The sequence below is a fragment of the Geomicrobium sp. JSM 1781026 genome, assembly GCF_041949955.1.
Classification (GTDB): domain Bacteria; phylum Bacillota; class Bacilli; order Bacillales; family Marinococcaceae; genus Geomicrobium_A.
This window is the reverse complement of the sequence record NZ_JBHFQF010000007.1, coordinates 142,707-163,135: the sequence shown is the minus strand read 5'-3', so window position 1 is coordinate 163,135 and position 20,429 is coordinate 142,707. Positions and strand designations below refer to the sequence as shown.

General features: G+C 47.8%; 23 protein-coding genes. 21 read left to right on the top strand and 2 right to left on the bottom strand.

Features of this window, described 5'->3' with window-relative positions; translation table 11 throughout:
• The first annotated feature begins 13 nt into the window (after window positions 1-13).
• From ACE1TF_RS14125 to ACE1TF_RS14095, 7 genes are all read left to right on the top strand, one after another.
• Complete coding sequence (locus tag ACE1TF_RS14125) at window positions 14-1,273, top strand: ABC transporter substrate-binding protein (protein WP_375017682.1); 1,260 nt, start codon at window positions 14-16, stop codon at window positions 1,271-1,273.
• A 59-nt stretch (window positions 1,274-1,332) separates the two neighbouring features.
• Window positions 1,333-2,259 carry a carbohydrate ABC transporter permease gene (locus ACE1TF_RS14120; protein ID WP_375017680.1) on the top strand — a complete coding sequence of 309 codons (927 nt, stop codon included), beginning with the start codon at window positions 1,333-1,335 and terminating at the stop codon, window positions 2,257-2,259.
• Window positions 2,256-3,068 carry a carbohydrate ABC transporter permease gene (locus ACE1TF_RS14115; RefSeq protein WP_375017678.1) on the top strand — a complete coding sequence of 271 codons (813 nt, stop codon included), beginning with the start codon at window positions 2,256-2,258 and terminating at the stop codon, window positions 3,066-3,068. The genes ACE1TF_RS14120 and ACE1TF_RS14115 overlap by 4 nt, the downstream gene beginning before the upstream one ends.
• 22 nt (window positions 3,069-3,090) lie before the next feature.
• Complete coding sequence (locus ACE1TF_RS14110) at window positions 3,091-4,107, top strand: LacI family DNA-binding transcriptional regulator (protein WP_042402719.1); 1,017 nt, start codon at window positions 3,091-3,093, stop codon at window positions 4,105-4,107.
• Between the two features lie 799 nt (window positions 4,108-4,906).
• Window positions 4,907-5,674 (top strand): ABC transporter ATP-binding protein, encoded by a 768-nt coding sequence (locus tag ACE1TF_RS14105; RefSeq protein WP_375017675.1) that lies wholly within the window; start codon window positions 4,907-4,909, stop codon window positions 5,672-5,674.
• A gap of 11 nt (window positions 5,675-5,685) precedes the next feature.
• Window positions 5,686-6,636: an ABC transporter substrate-binding protein gene (locus ACE1TF_RS14100; protein WP_375017673.1), complete on the top strand. Its 951-nt coding sequence runs from the start codon at window positions 5,686-5,688 to the stop codon at window positions 6,634-6,636.
• Entirely contained in the window at window positions 6,633-7,385 is a 753-nt protein-coding gene (locus ACE1TF_RS14095; protein WP_375017671.1) for an ABC transporter permease, read from the top strand. The genes ACE1TF_RS14100 and ACE1TF_RS14095 overlap by 4 nt, the downstream gene beginning before the upstream one ends.
• Here ACE1TF_RS14095 and ACE1TF_RS14090 read toward each other — a convergent pair.
• Window positions 7,375-7,821 (bottom strand): winged helix-turn-helix transcriptional regulator, encoded by a 447-nt coding sequence (locus ACE1TF_RS14090; RefSeq protein ID WP_042402725.1) that lies wholly within the window; start codon window positions 7,819-7,821, stop codon window positions 7,375-7,377. The two genes, ACE1TF_RS14095 and ACE1TF_RS14090, sit on opposite strands and share 11 nt — an antisense overlap.
• A 106-nt stretch (window positions 7,822-7,927) precedes the next feature.
• Here ACE1TF_RS14090 and ACE1TF_RS14085 point away from each other — a divergent pair, with 106 nt between their 5' ends.
• The 14 genes from ACE1TF_RS14085 to ACE1TF_RS14020 all read left to right on the top strand — a co-directional run bounded on the left by ACE1TF_RS14085 (window position 7,928) and on the right by ACE1TF_RS14020 (window position 19,304).
• A complete protein-coding gene (locus ACE1TF_RS14085; protein ID WP_042402729.1) occupies window positions 7,928-8,446 on the top strand; it encodes a DUF4242 domain-containing protein in 519 nt (172 codons plus the stop codon).
• Window positions 8,447-8,461: 15 nt separating this feature from the next.
• Window positions 8,462-9,517, top strand: a complete 1,056-nt coding sequence (locus ACE1TF_RS14080; protein WP_375017669.1) for an acyl-CoA dehydrogenase family protein — start codon at window positions 8,462-8,464, stop codon at window positions 9,515-9,517.
• 182 nt (window positions 9,518-9,699) lie between these two features.
• Window positions 9,700-10,701: a rod shape-determining protein gene (gene mreB / locus ACE1TF_RS14075; RefSeq protein WP_375017667.1), complete on the top strand. Its 1,002-nt coding sequence runs from the start codon at window positions 9,700-9,702 to the stop codon at window positions 10,699-10,701.
• A 20-nt stretch (window positions 10,702-10,721) separates the two neighbouring features.
• Complete coding sequence (locus ACE1TF_RS14070; RefSeq protein WP_375017665.1) at window positions 10,722-11,507, top strand: flagellar hook-basal body protein; 786 nt, start codon at window positions 10,722-10,724, stop codon at window positions 11,505-11,507.
• A gap of 45 nt (window positions 11,508-11,552) precedes the next feature.
• Window positions 11,553-12,362, top strand: a complete 810-nt coding sequence (locus tag ACE1TF_RS14065; protein WP_042402734.1) for a flagellar hook-basal body protein — start codon at window positions 11,553-11,555, stop codon at window positions 12,360-12,362.
• A gap of 30 nt (window positions 12,363-12,392) precedes the next feature.
• Window positions 12,393-12,662, top strand: a complete 270-nt coding sequence (locus tag ACE1TF_RS14060) for a DNA-directed RNA polymerase subunit beta (RefSeq protein ID WP_042402736.1) — start codon at window positions 12,393-12,395, stop codon at window positions 12,660-12,662.
• A 14-nt stretch (window positions 12,663-12,676) separates the two neighbouring features.
• Complete coding sequence (gene fabZ / locus ACE1TF_RS14055; RefSeq protein ID WP_042402738.1) at window positions 12,677-13,111, top strand: 3-hydroxyacyl-ACP dehydratase FabZ; 435 nt, start codon at window positions 12,677-12,679, stop codon at window positions 13,109-13,111.
• Between the two features lie 257 nt (window positions 13,112-13,368).
• Window positions 13,369-13,656 (top strand): hypothetical protein, encoded by a 288-nt coding sequence (locus ACE1TF_RS14050; protein WP_042402739.1) that lies wholly within the window; start codon window positions 13,369-13,371, stop codon window positions 13,654-13,656.
• 122 nt (window positions 13,657-13,778) lie between these two features.
• Complete coding sequence (locus tag ACE1TF_RS14045) at window positions 13,779-14,384, top strand: trimeric intracellular cation channel family protein (protein WP_042402741.1); 606 nt, start codon at window positions 13,779-13,781, stop codon at window positions 14,382-14,384.
• Between the two features lie 154 nt (window positions 14,385-14,538).
• Complete coding sequence (locus tag ACE1TF_RS14040; protein ID WP_375017661.1) at window positions 14,539-16,044, top strand: C40 family peptidase; 1,506 nt, start codon at window positions 14,539-14,541, stop codon at window positions 16,042-16,044.
• A gap of 375 nt (window positions 16,045-16,419) precedes the next feature.
• Complete coding sequence (locus ACE1TF_RS14035) at window positions 16,420-17,946, top strand: AbgT family transporter (RefSeq protein WP_375017659.1); 1,527 nt, start codon at window positions 16,420-16,422, stop codon at window positions 17,944-17,946.
• 13 nt (window positions 17,947-17,959) lie between these two features.
• The gene (locus ACE1TF_RS14030; protein ID WP_375017657.1) at window positions 17,960-18,142 is read left to right on the top strand and encodes a helix-hairpin-helix domain-containing protein; all 183 of its coding nucleotides are present in this window, start codon (window positions 17,960-17,962) and stop codon (window positions 18,140-18,142) included.
• A gap of 121 nt (window positions 18,143-18,263) precedes the next feature.
• Window positions 18,264-19,079 (top strand): mechanosensitive ion channel family protein, encoded by an 816-nt coding sequence (locus ACE1TF_RS14025; RefSeq protein ID WP_375017655.1) that lies wholly within the window; start codon window positions 18,264-18,266, stop codon window positions 19,077-19,079.
• A 15-nt stretch (window positions 19,080-19,094) separates the two neighbouring features.
• Window positions 19,095-19,304: a hypothetical protein gene (locus ACE1TF_RS14020; protein WP_042402747.1), complete on the top strand. Its 210-nt coding sequence runs from the start codon at window positions 19,095-19,097 to the stop codon at window positions 19,302-19,304.
• A gap of 234 nt (window positions 19,305-19,538) precedes the next feature.
• Here the strand turns inward: ACE1TF_RS14020 and ACE1TF_RS14015 are convergent, their stop codons facing one another.
• Window positions 19,539-20,417, bottom strand: coding sequence for an N-acetylmuramoyl-L-alanine amidase family protein (locus ACE1TF_RS14015; RefSeq protein WP_375017653.1), 879 nt, complete (start codon window positions 20,415-20,417; stop codon window positions 19,539-19,541).
• Between the last annotated feature and the right edge of the window lie 12 nt (window positions 20,418-20,429).

The following is a 20,429-nucleotide window of genomic DNA, read 5'->3' as shown; positions in this document are numbered from 1 at the left end:
GGAGGGCGAATGGATGAAGTGGCGTAACGGGTATGTTGTTGTCGGTTCGGTACTGCTGTTGACTGCATGTAATGGGGATGAGGGGTCTTCTGCAGATGGAGAAGATGTGTCATTAACGATGTGGACGTTTGACACCGTTCCGTATGAGGAGATGGCAGAGGAGTATATGGAAGAACATCCACACATTACGATTCAAGTGGAGAATCTCGATATGGAAGACCACCACAACAACCTATTTAATGCTCTATCAGCAAGCAGTGGGGCTCCAGACATGGCGATGATTGAAGTGTCGGAAATGGATCGTTTCCAAGTGGCAGAGGACCGTTTTCACAATTTGTATGAGTACGGTGCAGAAGATGTGACTAGTGACTATTTGGACTGGGCGTGGGCAGTTTCGGAGAATACCGATGGTGACTTCTTGTTTGGGCTCCCTACAGACATTGGGCCGACGGTTATGTTTTATCGTCAAGATGTATTTGAAGAGGCAGGTCTGCCTAGTGAACCTGAGGAAGTGGAAGAGATGATCGCTACGTGGGAGGACTATGAAGAAACCGCGCGTACAATCTATGAAGAGACGGGAAAACCAATGGTCGATAACCCTGAGCTCATCTTTAACGCACAGCGAGACATTCGGCCAGAGGCGTACTTTAATGAAGAGGATGAACTCATTATGGAGACGTCCACGCACGTGCGCGAAGCCTATGATTACACGGTGGACATGATCGATGAGGGGACGGTTGGAAGTGTGGATATGTGGTCGCCAGAATGGGGGGACGCCCAAGCGCAAGGCAGCTACGCGACGATGTTAGCTCCGGCCTGGATGCAAGGGGTGATCCGGAACAATGCTCCCGATTCTGATGAGTGGCGCGTCGTGACGATGCCAGGAGATGAAGGCGGTAACTGGGGCGGTTCGTATATGACGGTTCCAGCGGAGTCGGAACATCCAGAAGAGGCGTATGAGTTTTTAGCGTGGATGCTTTCCCCGGACCAACAGCTCGAAGCGTTTCGGGCAGACGGCCTGTTCCCTTCCACACCAGCTACGTATGAGATGGAAGAGTTCCAAAATTATAGCGACGAGTATTTCGGTGGTCAAAACACCGCACAAATCTTTGCGGAAGCCGCTGAAGACGTGAGTTACATCTACAAAGGAAGACACTACGGCATGGCAAACGAGGAAGTGCTTGAAGCGCTCATGAATGTTGTTGATGGGTCTGACGCTGAGCAAGAATGGCAAGCGGCAGTGAATCGAATTGATCAGCAAATGAATCGGTAATTCTATTTCGGGAGAGGAGTGTGAATCATTCCTCTCTTCCCTTTCGAGGAGAGATAATCATGGGCCTTACCTTGGAGAAAAAACAGAAAAAAATTACTGAAAAGAAGCGAAATGCGCTATCGGGATATTTGTTTATTTCCCCATTTTATTTGTTGTTTGCTGTGTTTGGTCTGTTTCCGATTTTGTTTAGTTTCTATATTGGTTTCTTTCGTTGGGACGGGCTGAGCGACATGGAATTCGCAGGCTTACATAACTTTCAGTACATCTTAAACGATGAGTTGTTTTGGAAAAGTCTTTCGAACACACTCATTATTGGCATTATGGGAACCGCGCCTCAGCTTGTCATCGGAATATTGCTCGCGTACGCCCTTAATGCAACATTTTTAAAATACAAAAATGTATTTCGGATCATGATTTTTTTGCCGTACGTGACGTCGATTGTAGCGGTAGCCATTGTGTTTAGCGTTATTTTTAGTAACCAGCCACATGGGCTGATCAACTCGGTCTTTGGTTTGTTTGGAATGGACCCTGTCGTGTGGAACCGTTCGGAGTGGGGTGCGAAGATTGCGATAGCGACGATGATTTTTTGGCGCTGGCTCGGCTACAATACGCTTATTTATTTAGCGGGGATGCAAAGCATACCTGGGCATTTATATGAAGCGGCGCGGCTAGAAGGGGCATCAATTTTTCAGCAGCTTCGCTACATTACAATTCCAATGTTAAAGCCGTTCATTCTCTTTACCGTGTTTACGGCAACGGTCGGTGCTTTGCAAGTGTTCGCCGAGCCAATGATTTTCTCTGGGTATCGCCCGGAAGGTATGACGGTAGTGCTCTATTTGTACCGGGAAGGGTTTCATAATAATTACTTCGGAACCGCAGCGGCAACGTCGCTCGTCTTATTCTTTATTATTATTGTATTTACAGCTGTGAACATGTTCTTGACGAGTCGAATCGGTCAGCAGTCGAAACGGAGGGCGCGAGTATGAAAAAAGGAATCGTTTATACGCTTCTCATCATCGTTTCTTTGTTGTCGATTTTCCCAATCTATTGGATGTTTGTCATGGCGACGAACCCGAACCATGTGATTAATAGCATACCCCCTGTGTTAATTCCAGGTCCAGAAGTGATGACGAACTTTGAAAACGTCTTGAGTAACATTCCGTTTTTCCGTAACTTGCTGAATTCATTCTTTGTCGCAAGTACGATTACGATCGGCGTTATCTTTCTTTGCTCCCTTGCGGGGTTTGCGTTTGCGAAACTACAGTTCCCAGGTCGGCGATCTTTATTTCTCATCGTGCTTGCAACGATGATGATCCCGCCTGTACTGGGTGTGATTCCGCTTTATTATTTGATTACAAACTTTGGCTGGCTGAATGATTATCGTGCCCTTATTTTCCCAGGGTTAATTAACGCGTTCGGGATATTTTGGATGAGGCAGTACATCTATAGTGCTGTTCATGATGAGATTGTAGAAGCGGCCCGCATTGACGGGTGTTCCAACTGGCGAATGTATTGGAATATCGTCATTCCGATGGTATATCCGGCGTTTGCTACACTAGGAATTATCGTGTTTATGCAAATTTGGGGAGACTTTATGTGGCCGCTCATCGCTTTGCAAGACACATCGATGTATACACTTCAAGTTGCATTGAGTGTATTGGAGAGTGACCGGAGCCGGGATTACGGTATGATTATGTCAGGAACGTTTTGGGCGACCGTCCCACTCATCGTTGTGTTTCTTATTTTTAATCGATTATTTATCCGCAGCATCACCGACGGCGCGTTGAAGGGATAACTTTAGGAGTGTGTAGAAGCAAATGAGAATGACAATCAAAGAAATCGCACGCCTATCAGGCGTTTCGCAGAGCACAGTATCTAAAATCATTAACAACTACGATGATGTCGGGAGCGAGACGAAAAATAAAGTCTTGCAGATTATGAAAGAACACGGATACCGGCCATCGTATTCTGCCCAATCATTAGCGAAAAAAGTAACCCATGTGATTGGTGTTATCTATGCAGGGCGGGTAAATGCTGACTTTAACCATCCGTTTTTCGTCGATGTGTTAAATGCGTTTAAAAATAGCGTCGGGCGGCTTGGTTATGACTTGATGTTTTTTTCAAATGAACATTTTCACGAAGGAGACGAGGATTTCTTAGAAAGATGCCGCCATTACAATGTAGACGGGTGCATCATTATCGGCGGGGAGACAATTCAACCGTCTGTCTATGCACTTGACCAGAGTGAGATTCCATGTGTTGGCATTGATCTCACCTTGCGGGGCAAAAATTCGACGTACTTGATGACCGACAACGATGAAATGCTAGCAAAAGTCATCGAACATTTTTATTTAGAAGGTCACCGAGATATCGGCTTTATCGGTGGACAGAAACCGTCGACCATTGCCCGTCTACGTTTGGACGCCTTCCACAGCGCGATGCGTAGCTATCAGCTTCACGTTAACGAAGACTGGATCTATGAGGGGGATTTCTTCGAACAGAGCGGCTACGAAGCGATGCGCTCATTTTTGCAGCAAGAAACCGTCCCGTCCGCCATCTTTGCCGCCTCCGACTTGATGGCGATTGGTGCGCTCCGAGCATTGAAAGAGGCAGGGGTACCGCTTCGTTCATACAGCATCATCGGCTGTGACGACATCGATGCTGCCCAATACGTCGATCCGTCGCTCACAACGATCCGCCAAAACAAAGAAAAGATTGGCCAGCTCGCGTCCCGGTTGCTAAAAGACTTAATTGACGAGAACATGCACGGCGTGGAGCGGCTCGTTGAGCCAGAGCTCGTCATTCGGGCTTCGTCCAATCCGGTTGAGAATTGAAGTGGGGGATGCTTCCTGCTGAGAAGCGGTGACCCCGGTGTAACCGTCTATACCCTAGTCGGGCAACATTTTCCGCTGAACAGAATTACCCCCTCCCTGCCATACGTAGACGTTAAAGGTCCAGCTTCAATCGGCGCGAGTCGCGCCGAAGCGACTCCGGGTTCGTTTCGGCCCCGCTGGGGCCTACAGGTTGATGTCTTTCGGCTTTAAGTCTGCGTGCAAGTTTGTTACATATGGCAGGAAGAGAGTAGAAAACATAAACTGGACCGTTGTCGCCGCTATGACCATGGAGTGAGGAGGTTGGATAAGGAATCTGCGCTCCAGTTAGCCCCGAATTGCCGAGATACGGTCTGAATCTAGCGAACTAGAGCGCAGAAGGGTAAAACTTGGTCGCAGAAATGGGTTTGTGCAAACGTCAGCCGGGGCCAAAGGAACGCGGAGAATGGAATGTATGGTCTGGATCACCCTTCATGACTACTTTTATAGTTGTATGCGGGGATTTCAGACTTTTTTAACCCGGAGCTCGGGCAGAACCCAACGTAGAATGTTCTACGTTGGGTTTTCGACTTTCTATGTTGGGATTTACTCCTGGAATCATCAAATGTTAGCCAAAATCCCAACGTGAGAAGGTTTATGTGAGCATCCCGCCGAGCGGGGCAAGTGACTATCCTGCCTCGCATGTCTCCGAAGGAGACTTTTTTGTATTTTCAGTTGTATTTTCTAACCGAGTGTAATAAACTAACTTAAAACATAGTAAACAACTAAGTATTATCAAATATACATGAATTAAGGTGATCCGATGACATCCCTTGTCGATGTTCAACAGATGAGCAAATCGTTCCAATCCCATCAAGTTTTGTCAGAGATTTCGCTATCGATTGAAAAAGGAGAATTCGTTTCTATTCTCGGCGAAAGTGGCTGTGGTAAAAGTACGCTTCTCAATGTGATCGGTGGGTTTGAGGCACCATCATCCGGTGCTGTGCACCTTGATGAAAAACCGGTAGAGCGTCCGAGCCGCCGCGCCATCATGCTATTTCAACATTACGGGCTTCTTCCGTGGCGAACGGTACAAAAGAATGTCGAGTTCGCGTTGGAGTCGGAAGTTCCATCCAAAGAAGAACGCCGGACGCGAGCGGAACAGTATCTAGAGCTAGTCGGGCTGAGTAGCAGTGCTAACCAGTTCCCGTCCCAGTTGTCAGGAGGAATGCAGCAGCGAGTGGCGATTGCGCGAGCGTTGGCTATTCAGCCGGAACTTATCTTAATGGACGAACCATTTGCCGCGCTCGATACATTTAATCGCTACCACCTCCAAGATGAGTTGCTCCGCATTCAGCAACAAGAGGAGACGACGGTTGCCCTTGTCACCCATGATATTGATGAAGCTGTGTACCTATCAGACCGGATCATCATTATGGACCGAAATCCTGGCACGATTCGCAGAACAATCAACATCACGTTGCCGCGGCCAAGAGATCGAAGCCATGGCGATTTTCAATATTTTCGAAAGCTAATTTTTGATACGTTTCATTTTGGTAGAACCGAAATTGATTCTGATTATCACATCTAGGGGGACCCATGATGCCACGCCAATACTATGCAATCCCAGCGATATTGCTTCTCGTTTCGGCTATTGTGATGAGTGGGTGCCAGCAACGTGAAGCGGCTGCAGACAACACGATTAAGGTAGGCTATCTGCCTATCACTCATGCAGCGCCCCTATACATCGCCAACGAACAGCAAGAACAATTCATGCAAGACGCAGACATCGAACTCATCCGCTTTGGAACGTGGATTGACCTAATGGACGCGCTGAACAGTGGCAGAATTGACGGTGCATCCGTACTCTTTCCACTTGCGATGAAAGCCCGTGAAAAAGGGATTGACATCAAAGCAACGGCACTCGGCCATGAAGACGGGAATGCCATCATCGCCAGTCACGACATTCAACAAGTAGAAGACCTGCACGGCAAGACCGTCGCCATACCGCACACCTTGTCTACGCACAACTTGTTACTCGATAAAATGTTAGAGAATGCAGATATGGCTTATGACGATGTAAACGTTGTGGAGATGCCGCCAGCAGAAATGCCTGCCGCGCTCTCAGAAGGTCGAATTGAAAGCTATATCGTTGCCGAGCCGTTTGGGGCGATTGGCGTCACGCTAGACGTCGGCCATGTGCTCGGCCAATCTCATCAACTTTGGCCAGGGTGCTTATGTTGTGCAATGGTATTCAGACAGAGCTTTTTAGAAGATCGCCCAGAGTTAGCCAAACAATTTATGGAAGGCTATGTACAAGCAGGCGAACATGCTGAAGATGATCTTGATGCTCACCTCGCTTACTTGAATGTGGAAGAAGAAGCTTTGGAATTGTCACTAGAATGGATATCCTATGAAAACTTGAAAGTGAATCGTGAGGATTATGATTATATGACGGAGCGGGTGCTCGATTTAAACTTGATGGAGCAGCCACCATCTTATGAAGAGTTTGTTGATACGTCACTACTTGAGGAGATCCAACGTCGCCCATGAAGAAACTTGTAAATATTCTTATCGCGTTTACGCTCGTTGTCATCGTGTGGCAACTCGTTATTTGGATTGGAGATTACGAAGAAGCGCTTTTGCCATCTCCATTGCGGGTTGGAGAAGGAATCGTCAGCATGACGCTGGATGGTACGCTGTTTGAACATATGGTCGTCAGTTTGTACCGGTTCTTTACTGGATATGGCCTTGCCGTCGTCGTCGCCATCGTGCTCGGATTAATTTTAGGTCGTTCCCCAAGACTATGGGGGGTTGCTGATCCAATTGTGCAAGTGTTACGGCCAGTTGCTCCCGTTGCTTGGACACCGTTTATCGTGCTTTGGTTCGGAATTGGGAGCATGCCGGCCATTGTAATTATCTTTATCGCAGCGTTCTTTCCTGTGCTTCTTTCTACCGTCTCTGCCGTAAAGAAAGTGGATGCAACGTATTTGAAGCTTGCCGAGAACCTAGAAGTAAGGCAGCCGGCACTCATGTATAAAGTGATTCTTCCTGCTGCGTTCCCCGGCATTGCCAATGGCCTTCACCTTGCAGTCGGGACTGCGTGGATCTTCCTCGTTGCCGGGGAAATGGTCGGGGCACAGTCAGGACTTGGGTATCTCATCATTGATGCGAGAAACGCTTTGGACCTTGACCTCGTGCTTGCAGGCATTGTATTTATTGGCGTACTTGGCTTAGCCATCGATAAACTAATCGGGCTGTTTGAAACATGGGTTGGGAAACAGTGGGGATTCAACCGCTAGTTTGCCGTTCGTACGGCAGCACTTGCAATTGGTCAGATGGAATTCGCTCACCACTCTCACGATCAAAAAAACCAATGCTCACTTCTTGACCGGTCTGTTCGTCAACGAGCTTCTTATAACATTTGTCCAAGTGGTCTCGTCCCCAGAGCAGAAATGCATGAAAAACGGGCTCAAGTGCTCGCCCTTTTTCGGTGAGTGCATACTGATAGCGTGGAGGGTGTTTGCTGTACAGCTCAGATGTGACCATTCCTTCTGCTTCCAACGTCTTAAGTCGAGTTGATAAAAGGTTTGCCGAAACCGTTTCAAGATTATGCTTAATATCATTAAAGGTCTTGTTTCCGATAAGAATTTCATGAATGATGAGAAGCGTCCAGCGATCGCCGACGATGTTCAGTGTTTGTGCAATGTTACATGGAAGTGGGTAACGTTCTTTCATCACATTTCCTCCTTTTGTTTCGTAAGTATAACATAGAGTATACTAAGTTGATTTTTTTAACTAAGTATAATAAAATAACTACAAACAATAAAGGAGTGACGAACAAATGGCATTATTTTTAGTTGAAGCGACATTAGATAAATCTGGTGAGAACAAGTCAGCTGTAGAAGCAGCTGTCGCAACATTACATCTAGACGAGGGGCAACTCATTGAAGTACAAGTCGCTAGCGACTTTAAGAAAGTGTACGTCATTGTTGAAGCGAACAAAGAAGAGGAGATTCAGCCTGCATTTTCAGGTGAAGCATTTACAGTGCAGACGGTGAAAGAAGTGCGAATCGTCGGGCAAGAGCTAGAAGATGTGAAGAAAAATGCGGGACAAATCAATTATCTTGTTGAGTGGAATTTCCCTGCAGACTTAACGATGGACCAATACTTGGCACGCAAAAAGAAAAACTCTGTGCACTATGCGGAAGTACCAGAAGTCGAATTTCAGCGCACGTATGTATGTGAAGATATGACAAAATGTTTATGTTTTTATGATGCCCCTGACGATGATGCAGTGAAACGTGCAAGGGAAGCGGTAAGCGCACCTGTTAGCTCGATCACAAAACTATCTAGAGATTAATAGGAGGAGAAGCACATGCTTGAGCAATGGTTGAAAAAAACATTAAAGCCACTCGTGCAAGACATCGATATGGAAGGACTGTATCCAGATCAAATCTTACGAGGGCTTGGAGAGCATGGGTGCTTCTCTTCGCAGGATCGCTCTTATTTAGAAACCGTTCAACAAGAAGTCGAAACGGTGAAGGTCGTTTCAAAGTTTTGCATGACGACAGGGTTTATTGCCTGGTGCCACCTTGCGTTGCTCACATACGTTCGTCATACGAGTAATGAAGCGCTAAAGCAGCAGTTTCTTCCTGGATTAGAGCGTGGAGACATTCTCGGTGGAACGGGTCTTTCCAACCCGATGAAACATTTTGCCGGTTTAGAGCCTTTGCACCTGTCAGCGAAACCGGTCGGTGAAAACTACGAAGTATCCGGTACGTTGCCGTCTGTTTCAAACCTTGGCCCAAACCATTGGTTTGGCGCAGTCGCTCGTGTCGAAGGCGAAGACCGAAACATCATGATTTTTGTAAATTGCTCGAGTGAAAATATTCGCTTGAAAGAAAAGAAAGATTATTTAGGCATTAATGGAAGTGCCACCTATGCTGTTCGGTTTTCTGAGCAAGTCATCCGTGCGGAGCACATATTAGCAGAGGATGCCGATGCTTTTGTGGCAACGATCCGACCGTACTTCCTCGTGTACCAGATTCCGCTAGGGTTTGGGGTAATGGAAGCGGCGATTGCGGCGGTTAAAAGCGCAAACAGCAAACAAAATGGCTGCAACGAATATTTGAGCGAGCAGCCAGACACGATTAGCGCCTTATTAAAAGAGCAAGAAGCTACGCTTTCTAATCAGTTTGCGAACAAGGATGAGCTCTATTGGGAGGCACTATTGCCAATTAGAAAAGCGAGTGCAGAAGGGGCCATTTTAGCTGCGCACATGACGATGCTCCACGTCGGAGGTCCTGCGTATACAAAGAAAAGTCACCCCGCAAGAAGGTTGAGAGAAGCCTATTTTCTAGTCAATCTAACCCCGACCATCCGTCATTTAGAGAAAATGATGGACAATACTGAAACCCGCGTAGCCAAATGATTGGCTGCGCGGGTTTTTTTAAGGGGTGTGACTCAAGTCGCAGAGAAATCTCAAAACATTCGATCCTTTGATTCATATTTCGACATCGATGTGGTAAAATTAAGCATTGATGACTGTGAATGTGAGCGTAAGGGAACACTATTATACATATATTGACATTTTATTTGAGAGGAAGGTGCCAAATGTTTGGCAGAGATATTGGAATTGACCTAGGAACGGCAAATGTGCTCATGCACATTAAAGGGCGCGGCATCGTGCTTAATGAACCTTCAGTTGTAGCAATTGATAAAGGAACGGGGAAAGCGCTAGCCGTCGGTGAAGAAGCCTTTCGCATGGTCGGGAGAACCCCTGGCAACATTGTCGCCCTTCGTCCGATGAAAGACGGCGTCATTGCTGATTTTAATTTGACCGAGGCAATGCTTCGCCACTTCTTAGCGAAAGTGAACGTCAAATCGTCATTCGTAAAACCCCGGATTTTAATTTGCTGTCCGACAGATATTACATCAGTGGAACAAAAGGCCATTCGTGAGACGGTTGAAAAGAGCGGTGGCAAGAACGTGTACTTAGAAGAAGAGCCGAAAGTGGCCGCGATTGGTGCGGGTATGGATATTTTCCAACCGAGCGGCAACATGGTCGTTGACATAGGCGGGGGGACGACAGATGTCGCTGTCTTATCAATGGGTGGTATTGTCACGTCGAAGTCAATCAAAACGGCTGGCGATCAGTATGACAGCGACATTCTTGCGTATATTAAGAGAAAATACAAGTTACTTATCGGTGAACGAACGGCTGAAGATATTAAGAAAAATGTGGCGACCGTCTCGCCTAGCGGTCGGGACGAGCAAATGGACATTCGCGGGCGGGATATGGTGAGCGGGCTTCCGCAAACAATTACGGTTAATTCTAGTGAGATTAAAGAAGCATTAAGCGAGTCGGTTTCAAACATTGTGGCCGCTGCGAAGTTCGTATTGGAGCAAACACCTCCTGAGCTTTCAGCAGACATCATTGATCGAGGCGTTATTCTTACCGGAGGAGGAGCCCTTCTTCACGGTATGGACACACTGCTGACAGATGAATTAAAAGTGCCGGTACTCATTGCCGAGGAGCCGATGCACTGTGTGGCCATAGGTACGGGAATTATTCTTGAGAATTTGGATAAGATGTCGACGCGCTTAAAGGCATAATACGAGAGGGGAAGCGGACTATGATTCGTGGGTATTATCAAGCGGCTTCAGGGATGATTACACAGCAACGCCGAACGGAAATGTTGAACGACAACTTGGCCAATGTGAATACACCAGGGCACAAAGCGGACTACGCAGGCATTCGCTCGTTTCCGAACATGCTTATCCAAGCGATGAATACCGGTCAGAGGCAACCGGTCGGGGAACTTTCGACAGGTGTTTATATGCAGGAGCGAACGCCGGATTATCGTCAAGGAGACTTGCAAGAGACTGGAACGAGTACGGATGTTGCGCTATTACAAGGCTTCGTTGATGGTGGGGGCTTGTTCTTTGCTGTAGCAGGTGAAGATGGAGAAACTGCCTACACGCGAAACGGTAATTTCGCCGTTGATGGGGAAGGCTATTTAACGACGAGTGCAGGGCATCGTTTGCTCGGTAATGATGGTGAAGCAATGCTTGTCACGAATGAATGGTTTCAGATGAATGAGACGGGGGAGATTACCGACCAAGAAGGGAATGCGGTCGGTCAGTTGGACGTTCGTTTTGCAGAAGACCCGAACGATTTGGTAAAAGCCGGTGAGAGCCTTTTGACGACAGAGGGCGGAGAATTGCCAAGCGCAATCGGCAATGCTGATCTCCCATATTCGTTGCAACAAGGGTTTGTTGAACGATCCAATGTGGACCCGATGACGACGATGACGGATATGATGACCGCTTATCGACAGTTTGAAGCGAATCAAACTGTACTTCAAGCATATGACCAGAATTTACAACGGGCAGCAAACGACATCGGTCGACTTGGGTAGCCATATTTCCCGGGAAATGATGTCGGAAATGGGGGGAGCGACGAAATGATTTCATCAACGGTTTCCATGGGTCAGTTGCAACAAGGCATTGATACAATTTCTCATAACTTAGCGAATATGAACCGAACAGGCTATCAAAGAAGAGAGAGCTCTTTTGCCGATATGCTTTATCAACAAGTGAACAATCAAACCGTTCCACAACCAGAAGGTACACGTTACACACCGGAAGGGATTCGCGTCGGTACAGGGGCTGGATTAGCGCAAACGGCGATGCGTTTTGAGCAAGGATCGATTCACCAGAGTGGGCGTAGTCTTGACTTTGCACTCACGCAACCTGGACAGTTCTTCCCTGTGGAGCGAGATGGTGAGACGTACTTAACGCGTGACGGCGCTTTTTATTTAACAGAATCAGCAGCAGGAGCGTGGCAGCTCGTGACGAGAAACGGGGAAGCGCTGCTTGATGCGGATGGCAACGCAATGACTGTGCCTGGAGAGGCCGTTGATTTCACGTTGCAGCCAGATGGAACATTAAACGCACAGTTAAATGATGGAACAGAAGTAGCAATTGGCACGCTAAGTGTAGCGAATGTGAGTAAGCCGCAATTACTCGAAGCGATTGGCAATAATTTATTTGCAATTCCGGACGTGGATGCGCTTGATCTTGCCATTGGTGATGTACTAGAATATGAAGCGGCGACAAGTGAATCGGTTGTTCAAGGCGCGTTAGAACAATCGAATGTAGATATGGCTATGGAAATGGTGAAACTGATGGAGATGCAACGTCTATATAGCATGCATTCTCGTTCATTAAGTCAGTCTGACCAAATGATGGGCCTTGTGAACAGTTTACGTTAATGTAGTGCCCTAGAGCGTAAGGAGTATTCCATGACTGAGCAATCGACGGATGAATCAATGGAAGAGAACGACAAAAAACAAACCCGTAAAGAGCGAAGAAAAGAAAAGCGAGCGGAAAAGAGAGGCAGAAGAATTCGGGCTTTCCCAATCTGGCTTCGCTTACTAATCGTTGCACTTTTATTCATTGTTGCCCTCGTTCTCGGCTTGCTCTTTGGTTATAATATCATTGGAGGTAGTGAAGGTTTTGATATCCTGCAATGGGAGACATGGACAGACCTCTATGACTATATTAACGGCTAAAGGATGTTGAACAGATGCTATCAATTGAAGAAATTAAAGAGATCATCCCCCACCGCTACCCGTTTTTACTCATTGATCGGGTAACAGAACTGCAAGCGGGAGAAAGTTGCACAGCGATTAAGAATGTGAGTGCAAATGAGGAGTTTTTTAACGGTCATTTTCCTGATTTTCCACTCATGCCTGGCGTGTTAATCGTTGAGGCACTTGCGCAAACTGGAGCAGTTGCCCTATTGAAGCATGAGAATTTTGCAGGTAAACTGGCTGTGTTTGCAGGAATTGATAACTGTAGGTTTAAAGGGCAAGTGAAACCTGGCGATCAATTAAAACTGGAAACTACACTTACACGGGTGAGAGGTTCGATCGGTAAAGGTCACGGAGTCGCAAGTGTGGACGGACAAACCGTAGCCGAATTAGATTTGATGTTTGCCATCACAGATAAAGATTCATAATTGCGAAGGAGCCGACACCGGTTCCTTTTTTATATGATGAAAGTAAAGATTCACAAATAAGACATGAATACGTTTAAATTGTGTAGTAAAATGGGCGAATTGTAAGAATCGGATGACATTGTGAGACATTGTCTAAACACATTCAAAAATGAACGCAATTCATAGACGAGGTAGGATTAGGCTGATAAGATGTACACAGTTGATCAACAGATCAGCACGAGAAACTCAAACTCTTACATTTAAAGGGGAAATTAACAATGAATAAAAAATTACTATATGGTGCACTTTCTTCAATCCTAGCTGTCGGTATGCTTGCTGCATGTGGCGACGACGCTGAAGAGCCAGCAGACGAGAACGGTACAGACGACGTAGAAGTTGACGGTGACGACGACATGGACACTGAAGACGACTTGGACATTGACGAAGAGCCAATGGACGAAGAAGAAGACGACATGGGCATGGACGAAGATGAAGACATGGATGCTGACGAAGATGCAGATGCTGACGCAGACATGGACGATGAAGACGAAGACACTGACGCGTAAGTGTCATAAAAAGGCTGCCTAACGGTAGCCTTTTTTTTATGGAAAAACACGGTTATCATTTTAACGTTTTGTGAGATAATATAAACGCTAATCTGGACCGTTGAACGAGGTGCGTAACAAACATGACGTGGGATGTATTAAATGTAATTGGAACACTGGCGTTCGCGCTTAGTGGTGTGGTCGTCGCTATGGAAGAGCGATACGATCTAATGGGTGTGTATATTCTCGGATTTGTGACGGCATTTGGCGGGGGAGCCATTCGAAATTTATTGATCGGTGTACCTGTCACAGCTTTGTGGGATCAAGGTATGTTGTTTATTATTGCTTTCGTCGCGATTACGATTTTATTTGTGTTTCCACGCTTTTTAAGCCGTAGGGGCTCGATGTGGGGTGTGTTCTTTGATGCAATTGGCTTAGCGGCGTTTGCCGCACAAGGAGCCATCTTTGCAAACAGCATGGGCCTGCCCGTCAGTGCAGCCATTGCAGCAGCGGCGCTTACAGGCACTGGTGGTGGAATGGTCCGTGATTTGTTAGCTGGAAGAAGGCCGCTGTTTTTACAAAAAGAAATTTACATTGCGTGGACTTTAATTGCAGGAGTGCCCATCGGATTAGGTTGGGTGTCACATCCGATCGGTTATTTTGTCGTGGTTGTGCTAATTGTCACCCTTCGAATGCTCAGCGTGCGTTATCAATGGCGTTTACCGTCCCGACAACTAGGTACTTCGTAGTGCCTAGTGTCAATATGGACTATATAACCAATTTTGGCGATTTTTACAGTTCATTCTAGCTTTAATAAGTATAAAGTAGTAAAATACATATACTATTTGTTTCCTCATTCCTTGCAATCTAATCATAACCACATATGAAGTTAGGAGGGCTAGAATGGCAGTTAGCACGATGGGCAAATTTTTTGTCACTTCAGCCACAGTTACAGGGGCTGTATTAACCGTTCCGATGATCGCCGACGCCGCTTTGGAGAACCAAGTGCTCCGATTTGGCCAGCAATCCGAGGATGTTAAACATCTCCAAACATTACTTAAAGAAAAAGGATATTTTACATATCAAACCGCAACAGGCTATTATGGCGACGTGACCGTTCGGGCCGTTCGCCAATTCCAAGGGGATCATAACCTTGTTGTAGACGGTATTGCCGGCCCTAATACGATTGGTGCCTTACTAAAAGACCAACCACGCCAGCAAGTACAAGCCGTTAGTACGAATTCGAGTCGTTCATCTGGAATGCTTCGTTCTGGAAGCAAAGGCGAATCTGTCAGTCAGTTACAGCGACAGCTTCGAGATCTCGGCCACTTCTCATCAACAGTTGATGGTCACTTTGGCCGCGTCACGGAAGCTGCAGTCAGAGACTTCCAACGCTCCCATGGGCTTAGTGCCGACGGCATCGTCGGACCGAAAACCGACCGCCAGCTTCAAGTCGTAGGAGCCGCTGACAACCCGAACCGTAATACAAACAGTGGGCAGTCCGAAACCCGGCCTTCCTCATCATCTCCGGGGCTTTTATCACCAGGTGATCGTGGCAACAGCGTATCCGTTCTTCAGCAACAATTGAAAGACCTAGGTTATTACAGTCATGCCGTTACTGGCACCTTCGGTCCTATTACCGAACGCGCTGTTCGCGACTTTCAACGCAACAATCGCATCGGAGTCGACGGGCTCGTTGGACCACAAACCCACCGCACGCTCTCTGACAGTCCGAAGCGAGCAGGGGAAAGCGCAGGTTCGGGCTCAGGCTCGACGCCAACGCCATCTAACACCGTTCTTCGCCAAGGCGCACAAGGACAAGCAGTGACGAACTTGCAAAAACAATTGCGAGACAACGGCTACATGAATATCGCACCAACTGGAGTATTCGGTGACCTTACATACCAAGCCGTTCGTAAGTTTCAAGGAGACAAAGGCCTCGTCGTCGACGGCATCGCTGGTCCCGCTACATTTGGCGCTTTAAATGGAAACACCGGTAGTGCAAAACCCGCCCCGCCACCAAGCAGTGGAGGGAATAGCGGCAGTGGCTCCTTTAGTCTCACAGAATTAGTGAACACAGCATCGCAATACATAGGAACACCATATGTGTGGGGAGGGACAACCCCTTCTGGCTTTGACTGTTCAGGATTTATCCAATATGTATTCAACAAAAGTGGTGTCAACACCCCACGGACCGTTGCACAAATGTTCGCATCAGGAAGCTCGGTCAGCTCACCAAGTGTTGGCGACATCGTCTTTTTCGACACAACCGGTGGACCGTCCCACGCTGGCATCTATATCGGCGGTAACAAATTCGTTCATGCAGGCAGCTCTACCGGCGTAACCGTTGCCGACCTGAACAACAGCTATTGGAGCCCGCGCTACCTCGGTGCAAAACGTCTACACTAAAACGAACGTCCCCATTATTGGGGGCGTTTTTTCGTTGCAATTAAGGTCGGTGTCCCGAGCTACGTATCGAGGGAAGTAGAGTACTTTAGCAGAGGCGCGTGCCCGGTTGCCATAGGTGGACGGGCGGGGCTGCGCGTGAGTTTATGCCATCTGCGCGCAGATCAAGCCAAGCGAAACCGGTCTCGGGTCGGCGCGGCTCGCGCCGACGGAATGTTGGAACTGTGGAGTGGAGATCTGAGATTCTGCGCGACACGCTTACTCGCAATTAAAGTTTGGCACATACGAGAGATTGCTCAAAACGTGACGTTTCTATTATTCAGAATATACAACCATTCGTGTATAATGAGCGAAAATGATGGGTGAGGGGGAAACATGATGGAGGGCAATCGCTTAGGAAACCGTGCGTTAGATACGATTGAGAAGTTGGGCAACAAGTTGCCGCACCCGTTTATGCTGTTTGTGTATTTTATTGTGGCAATCATACTCACGTCATTTATCATAAGTTTCTTTGACGTGGCGTTTCAGGATCCGGAATCAGGAGATATGATTGAGATTAACAACATGCTATCAGCTGACGGTATTGAGTACATATTTTCCTCGATGCTCGATAACTTCACTGGATTTACGCCGCTCGGCACTGTTCTAAGCTTGATGCTCGGCATCGGGCTAGCTCAGAAGGTTGGCTTGATGGAATCGTTCATGAAGAAGACGATTACGAATGCGCCGAAACAGCTCGTCACATATGCCGTTGTGTTTGCCGGGATCCTTGGTAACCTCGCTTCTGACGCGGCTTTCGTGATTATCCCTCCGCTCGCTGCGATGGTTTTCTATTCCATAGGACGCCACCCGGTCGCCGGCCTCGCCGCAGGCTTTGCGGGTGTTGGCGCTGGGTTTACTGCCAACTTCCTAATCACCGGAACGGACGCCCTGTTGGCTGGCGTATCGACCGAAGTGGCGCAAACCATCAACGAAGATCTCTTTGTCACACCGGTTGATAATTATTTCTTCATGGTTGTGTCGGTGTTTATGCTCATTTTCGTTGCCGTTTGGATTACCGAGAAGGTGACCGTGCCGCGGCTCGGCAAATACGACCCGAAGTATGCAGAAGATGGAGTGCTCGACCAGAAAGTCGAGGAAATCACACCTGAAATCAATCGCGGCCTCCGGAACGCACTTATTGCTGGTGCGTTGTATATTGGTGTCGCCGCCCTCTTAATCCTGCCGCCCAACGCGATCCTCAGGGCGGACGACGGGTCAATGGTTCCCTCCCCGTTCTTCGATAACATCGTGCCGATTAACCTGTTGTTCTTTCTCGTCGTCTCCATTACGTATGGGGTAACGGTGAAAGAGATAACAGCTGCGCGGGATGTGCCCGAGAAGATGGCCGCTGCGATGAAAGATATGAGTGGCTTTATCGTGTTAATCTTCGCGGCTTCTCAGTTTATTGCGTACTTCGATTATACGAATATTGGGGCGTGGATTGCGGTGAGTGGGGCTTCGGCACTCGAAAGCATGAACTTTACGGGGCTGCCGGTCATCGTTTTGTTCATCTTGTTTACGACGATGTTAAACATGTTTATTTTCAGTGGGTCTGCGCAATGGGCGCTCATGGCACCGGTGTTTATTCCGTTGTTCGTCTATTTGAATTATGACCCTGCGTACATTCAACTCGCATACCGGATTGGAGATTCCTCAACGAACATCATTACACCGATGAACCCGTACGTGCCGATGGTGCTCGCCTTTTTGAAACAGTACGACACACGGGCAGGGTTTGGGACGTTATTTTCCATTATGATTCCGTATACGATCGTCATTTTGACATTGTGGATTATTATGTTTGTCGTCTGGTCACTGTTAGGGTTGCCGATTGGACCGGGGTCGGGAATGCATATTCAGTAAAGGAGGAAGGGAAATGGAACTTCCAAAGATCGGAAGAGCGGCAACGAGTGCTCTTCACCACGCGGGCATCTATACTCTTGAACAAGTGAGCGAACATACACAAAAAGAAATTGTGGCATTACACGGCGTTGGCCCGAAAGCAATTCGAATTTTGAGCGAAACATTGGAAGAAGCCAGTATGAAGTGGAAAGGGTAGCCTATCCGTAGATTTATATTTCATGATATTTTCAAGGAAGTTATTCTTGGCTCAGTGGCGGGCTCCTATGTTATACTACACGAATAATTCAGCAATTGATGAGTAAGGAGTGACGATTTGTATGAACTTTACGTGGGACGCAATGCTTTCACTAGCCATTGAAGTTGTAGCCATTATTATCATCTATTTGATCGTCCGAGCTGTTGGAAACTCCGTCATTAGCCGTACGTTTAAGAAGGCGGCGGAGAAGAAAGGAACCCAAGCCGGTCGAGCCAAAACGTTAAGTAACATCATTAAAAGCGTATTCGGTTACGCTACTTTGTTTATCTTCATCCTCGTCATGCTTGGTGCATTTGATATTGATATTATGCCGCTCATTGCAGGTGCGGGTGTGATTGGTCTTGCCATTGCATTCGGTGCTCAAGGTCTTGTGAGCGACATTGTGACGGGCTTCTTCTTGCTTCTTGAAAAGCAAATTGATGTTGAAGATTATGTGACGATTGCAGGACTCGACGGGATTGTTGAAGAAGTAGGGCTTAGAACGACGCGTATCCGTGGGTTCGATGGAACACTTCACTTCATCCCGAACCGCGACATCACGAGTGTGAGTAACCATTCCCGCGGGAACATGGAAGCCTTTATCGATATCGGCATCTCCTTCAACGACAACATCAACGAAGCGATGGCCGTTTTGCAAACCGCCACAAAGAAACTGTATGAAGAAGACGAGAACATCGTCGAAGAACCATACGTACTTGGTGTGACGAGCTTCGATGAATACGACATGAAGATTCGCATCCTCACGTACACGACCAACATGAACCAATGGGCCGTCGAACGTAAACTCCGCCAAGTGTGTAAAGAAGCACTGGACGAAGCGGGAATTCATATTCCGCTACCGCAACAAATCTATACCGACCATAAGGCAAACGGATAAGGGAGCAGGAATGAATTGGATGCCTTGCAAATGTTGAGGAACTTCCTCATCGCGTTCATCATCCTCATGACGTTAATTGTCATTGTCCTGATCATTTTAGCGGTCGTTGATCCAACAGAGCATACCATGCCGACCGGCACCATGATGAGCGTGTCCATCGGCGCCTTACTGTTCGTCATCAACAACCGCCTGATCCGCAAACAAGAAAAGAAGCTGCCCAAATGAAGGCAGCTTCTTTTCTTGTGCGCACTTGTTGAAGAGCTAGAGTGATGGCGGCGGGGGTCACTGCAAAAGCGATGCCCCTGCCCCGCCCGAAGTGCCAGCAAGTTGTCGGCGCGAGCCGCGCCGCGCCGAACCGAGACCGGTTCCTTTTCGTCCCTGCTGGGGACGACGGGGCGCCTGTATTTTGCCCGCAACGCAAAAAATACCGACCCTACGCAGGGTCGGTATTATCATTGGCTATAGGGCGTCAACAGCGCGTAAGATGGAGCGCGCGCTTTGGTCGCGCATGAGGTCGGTTTGTTGCAACGAAGCATCCCCAGAGTTGGTCATAAAGCCGAACTCGACGAGAGCTGCAGGCATTTGAGTGTTTGTGAGCACCCTGAAAGCACTTCCGCGAATACCGCGATCACGCATCGGCACTTCGGAAACCGCCATCTGTTGCAGAGTACGTGCCAACTCTTTGCTTTGCGAGCTTCCGTGCATATAGAACGTCTCGATGCCGTTTGCTTGTACTTCGAAAGAGGCGTTGGCATGGATGCTGATGAACACATCTGCGGACTGACGGTTCGCAAACGCCGCTCGGTCCTCCAAACCAACATACGTATCGCCTGTTCTAGTGAGTGATACGTCATATCCGGCAGAAGAAAGGTAGTTTGCCGCCCGCTCGGCAATGTCGAGCGCCAATTCTTTCTCCATTACATCACCGACAATTGCCCCGGGATCGCGGCCGCCATGGCCAGGATCGAGCACGACGCGCTGGACACCTTGTAATGACGCCTCGGGCGCTGGTTCCGGCACGGGTTCTGTGTTAGCTTCAGTGACGGTCTCTTCCTCGTCCACTTCGGAGACGCCGCTCGCAGTAATGAAGTCAAGACTCACATAACCCGCGCGGCCGTTGTATGTAATCTGTCCCCACCCCTCACTAACCTCAAGGTATTCTATCGTTTGTCGGTTGCTGAGTGCCCCGATCACGGGCGCATCTGCATTGGCTGAATCCCGTACATTCAGCGTGCCACTCGTATCCACATACCCAGTTTCGTATGCGTGTGCGTGTAAGGGCATCATCACAAGTATTGAGAAAAATAAGACGATTGCAGTAACGATGGATTTTTGCATATGTGGAAGCCC